The 11,384-nt window shown below is 70.5% G+C and carries 10 protein-coding genes and 1 tRNA gene; 7 read left to right on the top strand and 4 right to left on the bottom strand.

Translation table 11 applies throughout. From position 1 onward, the window contains the following. The first annotated feature begins 29 nt into the window (after positions 1-29). A complete protein-coding gene (locus ACWIBS_RS01360; RefSeq protein WP_376127075.1) occupies positions 30-1,400 on the top strand; it encodes an NAD(P)-binding domain-containing protein in 1,371 nt (456 codons plus the stop codon). 42 nt (positions 1,401-1,442) lie between these two features. On the opposite strand, the gene ACWIBS_RS01355 is transcribed toward ACWIBS_RS01360, so the two are convergent. Next, complete coding sequence (locus ACWIBS_RS01355) at positions 1,443-1,940, bottom strand: MarR family winged helix-turn-helix transcriptional regulator (RefSeq protein ID WP_376127077.1); 498 nt, start codon at positions 1,938-1,940, stop codon at positions 1,443-1,445. A 62-nt stretch (positions 1,941-2,002) separates the two neighbouring features. On the opposite strand from ACWIBS_RS01355, the gene ACWIBS_RS01350 reads away from it, so the two are divergent. The 6 genes from ACWIBS_RS01350 to ACWIBS_RS01325 all read left to right on the top strand — a co-directional run bounded on the left by ACWIBS_RS01350 (position 2,003) and on the right by ACWIBS_RS01325 (position 7,479). Beyond that, positions 2,003-2,074, top strand: a tRNA-Gln gene (locus ACWIBS_RS01350). Between the two features lies 1 nt (position 2,075). Further along, the gene (gene glmU / locus ACWIBS_RS01345; protein WP_376127079.1) at positions 2,076-3,542 is read left to right on the top strand and encodes a bifunctional UDP-N-acetylglucosamine diphosphorylase/glucosamine-1-phosphate N-acetyltransferase GlmU; all 1,467 of its coding nucleotides are present in this window, start codon (positions 2,076-2,078) and stop codon (positions 3,540-3,542) included. Further along, positions 3,517-4,551: a ribose-phosphate diphosphokinase gene (locus tag ACWIBS_RS01340; protein ID WP_376127080.1), complete on the top strand. Its 1,035-nt coding sequence runs from the start codon at positions 3,517-3,519 to the stop codon at positions 4,549-4,551. The genes glmU and ACWIBS_RS01340 overlap by 26 nt, the downstream gene beginning before the upstream one ends. Then, complete coding sequence (locus ACWIBS_RS01335) at positions 4,548-4,958, top strand: hypothetical protein (RefSeq protein WP_376127082.1); 411 nt, start codon at positions 4,548-4,550, stop codon at positions 4,956-4,958. The genes ACWIBS_RS01340 and ACWIBS_RS01335 overlap by 4 nt, the downstream gene beginning before the upstream one ends. 4 nt (positions 4,959-4,962) lie before the next feature. Then, on the top strand, positions 4,963-5,847 hold the full coding sequence (locus ACWIBS_RS01330; RefSeq protein WP_376127084.1) for an FAD:protein FMN transferase: 885 nt from the start codon (positions 4,963-4,965) through the stop codon (positions 5,845-5,847). 63 nt (positions 5,848-5,910) lie between these two features. Further along, positions 5,911-7,479, top strand: a complete 1,569-nt coding sequence (locus tag ACWIBS_RS01325) for an FAD-dependent oxidoreductase (RefSeq protein ID WP_376127259.1) — start codon at positions 5,911-5,913, stop codon at positions 7,477-7,479. Here ACWIBS_RS01325 and ACWIBS_RS01320 read toward each other — a convergent pair. The 3 genes from ACWIBS_RS01320 to gndA all read right to left on the bottom strand — a co-directional run bounded on the left by ACWIBS_RS01320 (position 7,473) and on the right by gndA (position 11,347). Then, entirely contained in the window at positions 7,473-9,035 is a 1,563-nt protein-coding gene (locus ACWIBS_RS01320; protein ID WP_376127085.1) for a sensor histidine kinase, read from the bottom strand. The two genes, ACWIBS_RS01325 and ACWIBS_RS01320, sit on opposite strands and share 7 nt — an antisense overlap. Then, on the bottom strand, positions 9,032-9,757 hold the full coding sequence (locus tag ACWIBS_RS01315) for a response regulator transcription factor (protein WP_376127087.1): 726 nt from the start codon (positions 9,755-9,757) through the stop codon (positions 9,032-9,034). Before ACWIBS_RS01315 ends, ACWIBS_RS01320 begins: the two co-directional genes overlap by 4 nt. Positions 9,758-9,919: 162 nt before the next feature. Then, entirely contained in the window at positions 9,920-11,347 is a 1,428-nt protein-coding gene (gndA, locus tag ACWIBS_RS01310) for an NADP-dependent phosphogluconate dehydrogenase (protein ID WP_376127261.1), read from the bottom strand. Between the last annotated feature and the right edge of the window lie 37 nt (positions 11,348-11,384).

Genomic DNA, 11,384 nt, shown 5'->3' with positions numbered 1-11,384 from the left:
AGTGATACGCAACTAGAGGATACGAATACATGAGAATAGCGATTATCGGCGCCGGTCCCAGCGGAATGGCGCAGCTGCGAGCCTTCCACGCTGCAGAACAGGCGGGCGCAGAAGTTCCCGAGATCGTCTGCTTCGAGAAGCAGGAGGACTGGGGCGGCCAGTGGAATTACACGTGGCGCACGGGTCTCGACGAATTCGGCGAGCCGGTCCACTCCAGCATGTACCGCAACCTGTGGTCGAACGGCCCCAAGGAGGCGCTGGAGTTCGCGGACTACAGCTTCGACGAGCACTTCGGAAAGCCGATCTCGTCCTACCCGCCGCGTGAGGTGCTGTGGGACTACATCAACGGCCGCGTCGAGAAAGCGGGCCTGCGCGCAGCGGTGCGCTTCAGCACGGTCGTGCGCTGGGTGGACTACCACCCCGAGACCGAGACGTTCACGCTCGCGAGCGAGAACCTCGTCGACGGCTCGACCACGAGCGAGGAGTTCGATCGCATCATCGTGGCATCCGGTCACTTCTCCTTCCCGTCGCAGCCCGAGATCGCCGGTGTCGAGACGTTCCCCGGCATCATCATGCACGCGCACGACTTCCGCGGCGCCGAGGCGCTCAAGGACCGCACCGTCCTCGTGGTCGGCTCGAGCTATTCGGCCGAGGACATCGGCAGCCAGGCCTACAAGATGGGCGCCGGACGCGTCATCGCGAGCTATCGCACGCAGCCCATGGGATACGACTGGCCCGAGGGGTTCGAGGAGCGTCCGCTCATCGATCGCTTCGAGGGGTCGACGGCGTACTTCTCGGACGGCAGCGTCGCCGAGATCGACGCCGTCATCCTGTGCACGGGCTACCTGCACAAGTACCCCTTCCTTCCCGACGAGCTCGCCCTCGAGTCGCGCAACTGCGTCTACCCCGCGGGGCTGTACAAGGGCATCGTGTGGCAGGACAACCCGCACGTGTTCTACCTCGGCGCACAGGACCAGTGGTTCACGTTCAACATGTTCGACGCACAGGCCTGGTTCGTGCGCGACATCATCCTCGGGCGCATCCGGCTTCCGGATGCCGCGACGCGGCAGATCGACATCGATCACTGGCTCGCGCGGTTCCACGCGATCGCCAGCGCCGCCGATGAGATCCGGTTCCAGGGCGACTACATCCGCGACCTGATCGATGCGACCGACTACCCGATGTTCGACATCGATGAGGTCGTCGAGATCTTCCTCGCGTGGAAGGACGACAAGGCCGAGGACATCATGGGCTACCGTGACCGCACCTACCGTTCGGTCATGACCGGCACGATCGCGGTGCAGCACCACACGCCGTGGATCGATGAGCTCGACGACAGCCTCGAGCGCTACCTCGACGAGTCGGCCGGTGCCGACCTCGCGGAGTCCGTCGGACGCTGACCCGTGGCATCCGGGCCGGCGGCGACGCCTGCCCGGATGCGCTCAGCGGTCGAAGCCGAGGCTCAGCTTGCGCAGGAGGCCCGCGAGGCGGTCGCGGTCGGCGCGCGAGAGCGTCGCGAGCAGCGTCGCCTCGGCGTCGACGAGGCGCGTGATGGCCGCGTCGACGCGCAGGCGGCCGTCATCGGTGATCGTGACGAGGATGCTGCGACCGTCATCCGGGTCGGCTTCGCGCCGGACGAGCCGCCGGGCCACGAGCCGGTCGATGCGGTTCGTCATCGTGCCGCTCGAGACGAGCGTCTGCTGCAGCAGCTGCTTGGGGCTGAGCTGAAACGGCTCGCCCGCGCGCCGCAGGGCCGACAGCACGTCCCACTCCCACGGCTCCAGGTCGCTGCGGCGGAACGCATCGCGCCGCGCGCGGTCGAGGTGGCGAGAGAGCCGATCGACGCGCGAGAGCACTTCCAGCGGCGAGAAGTCGAGGTCGGGGCGCTGCGCGATCCACGCCTCGACGATGCGATCGACTTCGTCCGACTTGTCCGCCACCCGCCCATCATCGCATCCGCCTGCGTCGTGGCAGACTTGTCAGGTGCCGCGGTCGCGGCCGGTCCGCCGTGGTGTAACGGCAGCACGACAGCCTTTGGAGCTGTTAGGCCCAGGTTCGAATCCTGGCGGCGGAGCATGTCGAACACGCACACACCGCTGGCCGTCGTCGTCCTCGCCGCGGGGCAGGGCACCCGCATGAAGTCGGCGCTGCCCAAGGTGCTGCATCCGATCGGCGGTCGTCCGCTCGTCGGACACGTCGTGCGCACGGCCCGCGCCCTCTCGCCCGCGTCGGTCCTCGTCGTCGTGCGCCACGATCGCGACCGTGTCGCGCAGGCCGTCGTCGACACCGACGCTCAGGCCGTCGTCGTCGACCAGGACGACATCCCCGGCACCGGCCGCGCCGTCGAGGTCGCGCTCGAGGCGATCCCGGACTTCGACGGCGATGTGCTCGTGCTCAGCGGCGATGTGCCGCTGCTCGACGCCGACACGCTCACGGCACTGCTCGACACGCACCGTGCGCGCGCGGCCGCCGCGACCGTGCTGAGCGCCATCCTCGATGACGCGACCGGCTACGGCCGTGTCATCCGCGACGAGTCGGGCGCCGTCGCCCGCATCGTCGAGCAGAAGGATGCCACGCCCGAGGAGCGCGCCGTCACCGAGATCAACGCCGGGGTCTACGTCTTCCGCGCGGCGTCGCTGCGCGTGCAGCTCTCGCGCGTGGGCACCGCCAACGCGCAGGGCGAAAAGTACCTCACCGACGTCGTCGGTCTGCTGCGCGGTGCCGACGAGCAGGTCGCCGCGACGCCGGCGCCCGACGCCGCCGTCGCGCTCGGGGTCAACGACCGCGTGCAGCTGTCCGAGGCGGCGCGTCTGCTCAACGCGCGCACGGTGCGTCGCTGGCAGCTCGAGGGCGCGTCGATCCTCGACCCCGCGACGACGTGGATCGACGTCGACGCGACGCTCGCGCCCGATGTCACGATCCTGCCGAACACCTACCTGCTGCGGGCGACGACGATCGCCTCGGGCGCCGTCATCGGGCCCGACACGACGCTGTCCGACTGCGAAGTGGGGGAGGGGGCGACCGTCAAGCGCACCGACGCGACGCTCGCCGTCATCGGCGCGGGAGCGACGGTCGGTCCGTTCTCGTACCTGCGCCCCGGCACGATCCTCGGCGAGAACGGCAAGATCGGAACCTTCGTCGAGACGAAGAACACCACGATCGGCGAGGGCAGCAAGGTTCCGCACCTGTCGTACATCGGCGATGCGACGATCGGACGCCACGTCAATCTGGGCGCGGGCGCCATCACGGCCAATTACGACGACCTCGCCAAGCATCGCACCGAGTTCGGCGACGAGGTGCACACGGGGTCGCATAACGTCTTCGTCGCGCCCGTTAGGATCGGAGATGGCGCGAAGACCGGGGCGGGAGCCGTCGTTCGCAAGGACGTTCCCGCGGGTGCCCTGGCCCTCAGCGTCTCCCCCCAGCGCAACGTCGAGGGGTGGGTCGAGATGAACAGACCGGGAACCGGTGCCGCGGACGTCGCGGCCAAGGCTCGGTCCGCACAGAAAGCGGACGATGGGGCGCAAGAACAAGACGGCTGATCGCGATCACTCGGGGGACACGACTCCGGGTCTGGTCGCGAAGACCAAGAAGCGGCTCGTCGTCGCGGCTGGTCGCTCGCACCCCGAGCTGGCAGGTGATGTCGCCCAGGGTCTGGGGACGAAGCTCGTGCCGACCGAGCACCGCACCTTCGCCTCGGGTGAGATCCTCACCCGTTTCGAGGTCTCGATCCGCGGGTGCGACTTCTTCCTCATCCAGACCTTCGGTCCGCCGGTCAACGAGTGGCTCATGGAGACGCTCATCATGCTGGATGCCGCCAAGCGGGCCTCCGCCAAGCGCATCACGGTCGTCATGCCGTACTACCCGTATTCGCGGCAGGACAAGAAGGGCCGCGGACGCGAGCCCATCAGCGCCCGTCTCGTCGCGGATCTGCTGCGCACGGCCGGTGCCGACCGCATCATGAGCGTCGACCTGCACGCCGCCCAGATCCAGGGATTCTTCGACGGCCCGGTCGACCACCTCTTCGCCAAGCCCGTGCTGCTGGAGTACTTCCAGCGCACCCTGTCCGCCGAAGACCGTGAGAAGCTGACGGTCGTCTCGCCCGACACGGGCCGCGTGCGCGTCGCCGACCAGTGGTCGGACAGCCTCGGCGCACCGCTCGCGATCATCCACAAGCGTCGCGACCCCAACGTCGCCAACCAGGTGAGCGTCAACGAGATCGTCGGCCACGTCGACGGCCGGGTCTGCCTGCTCGTCGACGACATGATCGACACGGGCGGCACGATCGTCAAGGCAGCCGAGGCGCTCAAGAAGAACGGTGCCGAACGCGTCATCGTCGCGGCGACCCACGCCGTCTTCAGCGATCCCGCCGCCCAGCGACTGCAGAGCGACGCGATCGACGAGGTCGTCGTGACCGACACGATCCCCCTGCCGCCCGAGAAGTGCTTCCCCCACTTGACGGTCCTCCCGATCGCGCCGCTGCTCGCCCGTGCGATCCGCGAGGTCTTCGAGGACGGCTCGGTCACGAGCATGTTCGACGGGGCGGCGTGACGGTTCGCACGCGCACGCTCGCCGCGGCGGCGGTCGGAATCGCGGGTGCCTTCGGCTTCGCCGGCTGCGCCTCCACCTCTGCCGGGGCCGACGGCGATCAGGTCGCGGGACCGTACGCCGACGGCGTGTACACGGCGGAGGGCTCCTACGCGACGCCCGAATCGGTCGAGACGATCACGGTGACCGTGACGCTCGCCGACGACGTCGTCACCGACGTGTCGGTCGTAGGCGACCCGCAGCGCGCCGAATCCGCGCAGTTCCAGGGCCAGTTCATCGGCGGCATCTCGGGCGAAGTCGTGGGAAAGCCCCTCGACGAGGTCTCGGTCAGCCGCGTCGCGGGGTCCTCGCTCACGAGCGGCGGATTCGCCGAGGCGCTCGAGGCGATCAAGGCCGACGCCGCGGACTGAGACGGTGACGCTCCGCGAGCACTGGCGTTTCGCCGCGATCGGCACCGAGTGGCTCGTCGAGACCCCCGATCGGATGAGCGATGCCGTGCGGCGGGACGTGGCATCCGTCATCTCGTCGTTCGACGAGACGTGGTCGCGCTTCCGCGCCGATTCGCTCGTCGCCCGGCTCGCTCGTGACGGGGGAGAAGCGCCCGCTCCCGGGGATGCCCGCGTCATGCTCGACGCGTACACCGCGCTCTCGGAGGCCACAGCCGGCGCCGTGCAGCCGCTCGTGGGCGACGCACTCGCCCAGCGCGGGTACGACGCCGACTTCTCGCTCGTCGATCGCGGCGCGCGCTCCGCTCCGTCGGACTGGCGGGCGCAGCTCACCTGGGACGATGAGCGGCTGGCGCTGCGCCGTCCGGCCCTCATCGATGTCGGCGCCGTCGGCAAAGGGCACCTCGTCGACCTCGTCGCGGCACTCCTCCGCCGTGCGGGACATCGCGTCGTCGTCGTCGACGCGGGCGGTGACATGGCGATGCACGGCGTCCGGGAGCGGATCGGCCTCGAGCACCCCTTCGACGCCCGCCGCGTCCTCGGGGTGTGGGAGGTCGAGGACGCCGCGCTGTGCGCTTCGGCGACCAACCGGCGTGCGTGGGGCGACGGCCTGCATCATGTGCTCGATGCGCGCACGGGAGAGCCCGTGCGCGCGATCGCGGCGACGTGGGCGGTCGCGGCGACGGCGCTGCGGGCCGATGCGATCGCGACGGCGCTCTTCTTCGACGGGGGCCCGCGGCTCGCGCACGAGTGGGGCGTCCACTGGGTGCGCATGATGACCGACGGCCGGGTGGAATGGTCGCCGGGCTGCCGGGCCGAGCTGTTCGCTGCGGGCAGTACCGTGGAACCGTGACCGACACGTCTTCGCCGCGCCCTCGCACGTCCGCCCAGGCCTCTCGCGAGGTGGTGTGACGTGCTGGGCTCGTTCACCGTCCTGTGGAGTCGTGTCTTCGCGGTCCTCGGCCGCGTGTCGATGTACCGTCTCGTGCTGCTCGCGCTCGCCGTGCTCGGCGGGATCGCGCTCGTGCTGTCGTTCTTCGGCCAGGTGGCTCCCGGACCGCTCGAGCTGCTCGCGACGCTCGCGGTCCTGGCCGGCGTCTGCGTGGGGGTGGATGCCGCGGCTCAGCGCATCCTCTCGCTGCCGTGGCGTCTGGAGTCCTCGCTCATCACGGCGCACATCCTGTTGTTCGTGCTGCGACCGACGCTCGATCTCGCCGGGCTCGCGGGGATCGCGCTGGCCGCGGCCGTGGCATCCCTCTCGAAGTACGTCCTCGCGTGGCAGGGGCGGCACATCCTCAATCCCGCCGCCGTCGGCGCGACGGTGCTGACGCTCGTCGCGCTGGCCGTCCCCGCGCTCGGGATGCCGTCGTGGTGGGTGGGCACACCCGCGATGGCCGGCCCCGTCGCGCTGCTGGGCATCGTCGTCCTGTGGCGCACCGAGAAGCTGCGGGTGATCGCCGTCTTCCTCGTCGTCGCGGTCGGCGTCGCCGTCATGCGCACGGCCGCGCAGTACGAGGCGGCGGGTGTGTCGACCGAGATCGGCGACATCTTCTGGCCGATCCTGTCGTCGTCGCCCTTCCTGTTCCTCGGCGCGTTCATGCTGTCCGAGCCGCTCACGCTGCCGCCGCGGCGCCGTCAGCAGTTCATCGTCGCGGCCGTCGTCGGCATCCTCGCGGGCTGGCCGATCGACCTCGGCGCCATGAGTCTCGGCCAGGAGCGTGCGCTCATCATCGGCAACCTCGTCGCCTTCGCGTTCGCGGTGCGCTCGTCCGTGCGGCTCGTCCTCGATTCCCGGACGCAGCTCACACCGACCGTGCGCGAGCTGACCTTCCTCGCCCGTCGTCCGCTGCGGTTCGTGCCCGGCCAGTACCTCGAGCTCGAGGTGCCGCACCACCACCCCGACGCGCGCGGAACCCGACGCGAGTTCAGCATCGCCTCGGCGCCGCAGGACATGCCGTTCGTGCGGGTCGCGTTCCGCGAGGCCCAGGGCGAGGGGGCGAAGCCGCCCAGTTCGTACAAGCGCGCGCTCGCGGCCGTCGAGGCCGGCACGGCGCTGCCCGTCACGGGCGTGTGGGGAGACTTCGTCCTGCCCAAGCGCACGACCGCGCCCCTGCTGATGGTCGCGGCGGGCATCGGCGTCACGCCGTTCGTGTCTCAGCTGCGCGCCGCGAAGCTCGCCGCCGAGGACCGCGATGTCGTGCTCGTGTACGTGGCATCCGAGTCGTCGGAGCTGGCCTATCGCCCCGAGCTCGAAGCGACGGGCGTGCCCGTCGTCGTCTTCACACGGGACCGGCCCGCGGATCTGCCGTCGCACTGGGCGTGGGCGCGCGGTGTGCGTCTCGACGCCGGCGGGCTCGTGCAGGTCGTCCCCGACATCGCGTCGCGGCACGCGTACATCTCGGGTCCACCCGGCCTGATCGCCGACCTGGCGCCCGCGCTCGAGCGGGCGCGCTCGATCACGACCGACGCGTTCAGCGGCTACTGAGCCGGCGTCGTCGCGGGGTCGGCGTGGGGGTCGGCCGGCCGGGCCGCGGGCAGTCGCAGCTCGAACGTCGTGTCGCCCGGCGCCGATCGCACCGACAGCGTGCCGCCGTGGGCGCGCGCGATCGCCTGCGCGATCGACAGGCCGAGGCCGGTGCCGCCCGTCTGCCGTGCGCGGGAGCGGTCGCCGCGCGAGAAGCGCTGGAACAGCTCGTCGGCGACGGCGGGGTCGATGCCGGGGCCGTCATCGTGCACGCTCACGACGGCCTCTCGGCCGTCGTGCCGCACCGAGACCGCGACGTGCGTGCCCTCGGGGGTGTGGATGCGCGCGTTGGCGAGCAGGTTGGCGACGACCTGCGTGAGGCGCCCGGCGTCGCCCGCGACGACGACGGGGTTCTCATCGAGGTCGAGCGACCATTCGTGATCGGATGCCGCGGCCTGGGCATCGCCGGTCGCATCGATCACGAGGCGCGACAGGTCGACTGAGCCGTAGACGAGCTCCTGCCCCTCGTCGAGACGCGCGAGCAGCAGCAGGTCCTCGACGAGCGCCGTCATCCGCAGCGACTGCGCCTGGATGCGCTCGAGCGACGCCTCCGTCGTCTCCCACGCGATGCCGGTGACCTCGGGCGCGCCGCCCGGTCCCTGAGCCACAGCCGGTCCCTGAGCTTGCCGAAGGGCCCGCAGCGACAGCTCGGAGTACCCGCGGATCGAGGCGAGAGGCGTGCGCAGCTCGTGGCTCGCGTCGGCGACGAATGCCCGCATCCGCTCTTCGTTGCGCTGACGCGCGTCGAGCGAGACCGCGACGTGGTCGAGCATCGTGTTGAGGGCTTCGCCGACTCGCCCGACCTCGGTGCGCGGATCGGCCTGCGCGGCCGGCACGCGCTCGGTGAGCGAGACGGCGCCCTCGGCGAGCGGCAGCGCCGAAACCCGTGCCGCGGTGTCGGCGACGGCGCGCAGCGGCGCGAGCCCCACGCGGATCGTCCACGCCGTCGCGACGCTGAGCAGCATCAGGCCACCGAGCGTGAGGAGGGTGATCGTCGTGAGCATCTGGCCGATCGTCGTGGCGACATCGGCGCGCGAGAGCCCGACCAGGACGACGGTCGCTCCCGCGCGGAGGGGCTCGAGCCGGTACGTGCCGACGTCGTCGATCGAGGCGACGATGGGCCCCTGCACGCGCAGTCCCTGCGCGATCTGCGAGATCTGGTCGTCATCCAGCGTCGCGACGGTGCCGTCGTCCTGCACGACAGCGGCCGTGGCCTCGCCGAAGGGCGACGAGATCGCCAGCAGCGAGCCGGCCGGCTGCGGGTTCTCGCGCAGCACGTCGGCGGCCGTCATCCCCGCGCTCAGCATCGGCCCGATCCACAGCGCCGTGCGGTTCGCGGTCGACGTCAGCTGCGCGTTCAGGCGCTGCTCGAGGACGGTGCCCAGGATCGCGCTCATCGCGACCGCGACGAGCACGAGGATGAGCGAGACGATCGCGACGACCGTGCCGATCAGGCGGTTCTGCAGAGTCCAGGGGCGCCGACCCGTCGGCGGTGCCGGGGCCGCGGCATCCGTCACTGCGGGGCCTTGATCATGTACCCGACGCCGCGCACGGTGTGGATGAGGGGTTCGCGGCCCGCATCGATCTTCTTGCGCAGGTACGAGATGTAGAGCTCGACGACGGAGGAGCGCCCGCCGAAGTCGTAGTTCCAGACGCGGTCGAGGATCTGGGCCTTGGATACGACGCGGCGCTGGTTGCGCATGAGGAAGCGCAGCAGCTCGAACTCGGTCGCCGTGAGCTCGATCTCGGTGCCGGAGCGCTCGACTTCGTGGCTGTCCTCGTTGAGGCTGAGGTCGCCGACGCGCAGGATCGGCTCACTGCCGCTCGGGTGCGCCGTGCCGGCGCGGCGCATGAGTCCGCGCAGGCGTGCCACGACCTCCTCGAGGCTGAACGGCTTCGTGACGTAGTCGTCGCCGCCCGCCGTGAGGCCCGCGACGCGGTCGGCGACGGCGTCCTTCGCCGTGAGGAAGAGCACGGGCACGTTGTCGCCCGACTGGCGCAGCCGCTGCAGCACGGCCATCCCGTCGAGGTCGGGCATCATGACGTCGAGCACCATGACGTCGGGCTCGAACTCGCGCGCCGCCTGCAGTGCCTCGGTGCCCGAGGACGCGGCGCGCACCTCCCAGCCCTCCATCCGCAGCGCCATCGAGAGCAGGTCGGTGAGCATCTGCTCGTCGTCGACGACGAGCACGCGCAGGGCGGTGCCGTCGGGCCGGTGCAGGGAGGGAGTGGCGTTCACGCCTCCCATTCTGCGCCCGCACCTATGGGTTTCCTATGGCGAGCGCTATGCGCCGGCTGTGCGCTCCCTATGAACCCGTTGACCGCGAGACTGCAACGGCGGGGCGAGACAGCGGGTGAACCCCGCAGTCTCGGCGCCCCGGTGCAGTCTCGCGGGTGGGGGTCAGTGGGTGTCTTCGGCGTCGATCTCGGTGCGGTCGCCGGACCAGAGGGTGTGGAAGGTGCCCTCGCGGTCGATGCGGCGGTAGGTGTGGGCACCGAAGAAGTCGCGCTGGCCCTGGATGAGCGCGGCGGGCAGGCGCGTGGCGCGGATCCCGTCGTAATAGGCCAGCGACGAACCGAACGCGGGAGAGGGGATGCCACTGGCTGCGGCGTCCGCGACGATGCGTCGCCACGCACCCTGTGCCCGGCCGAGCGCTTCGTCGAAGTACGGGGCGGCCATGAGCAGGGGCAGCCCGGGGTCCTGCGTGTAGGCGTCGGCGATGCGGTTGAGGAACTGGGCACGGATGATGCACCCGGCCCGCCAGATCTTCGAGATGGCGCCGAGGTCGATCGCCCAGCCGTACTCGGCGGCGCCGGCGCGGATGAGGTCGAACCCCTGCGAGTACGCGACGATCTTCGACGCGTACAACGCCAAGCGGACGTCTTCGATGAACGCGTCCACGTCGCTGACGTCGAGGTCGCGGTCGGGTCCGGGAAGGTTCACACCGTAGGGGCGCTGTCCGGCCTGAGCGGACAGCGACCTGGCGAAGGTCGCTTCCGCGATCCCGGACACCGGCACGCCGAGGTCCAGCGCGGTCTGCACCGTCCACGCGCCGGTGCCTTTCGCGCCGGCCTGGTCGAGGATGACGTCCACGAGCGGCTCGCCCGTGGCAGCATCCGTCTGGCGGAGCACCTCGGCGGTGATCTCGATCAGGTAGGACTCGAGTTCGCCGGTGTTCCACTCGGCGAAGATGTCGGCGATCTGGGCGGGGCTCTTGCCCGTCGCTCGCCGGATCAGGTCGTACGCTTCGGCGATGAGCTGCATGTCGGCGTACTCGATGCCGTTGTGCACCATCTTCACGAAGTGCCCTGCGCCGTCGTGACCCACGTGCGTCACGCACGGCTCGTCCTCGGCGACCGCGGCGATCGACCGCAGGATCGGTCCCAGCGTGATCCAGGACTCGTCCGAACCGCCCGGCATGAGCGAGGGCCCGAGCAGCGCGCCCTCCTCGCCGCCGGAGACTCCCATCCCGACGAAGTTGATGCCCGTGTCGCGCACGGCCTTCTCGCGGCGGATCGTGTCGGTGAACAGGGCATTGCCGCCGTCGACGATGATGTCACCGGGCTCGAACACCGACACGAGCGAGTCGATCACGGCGTCGGTCGCCGGGCCCGCCTTGACCATGATGATCGCCGTCCGCGGGCGCACGAGCGATGCGGCGAACTCCTCGTACGACGCGGTCGCGACGAACCCCGCCTCGGGGTGCGCCGTGACGAGCTCCTCGGTCTTGGCGTACGTGCGGTTGAACACCGCGACGGTGTTTCCCTCGCGCGACGCGAGGTTGCGCGCCAGGTTCGACCCCATCACCGCAAGCCCCACGACACCGATGTTCGCCGTCGCGGCGGGCGCGGCATCCGGACCCTCC

Source organism: Microbacterium sp. NPDC055442, assembly GCF_053644215.1.
This window is presented reverse-complemented; position numbering and strand designations above follow the sequence as displayed.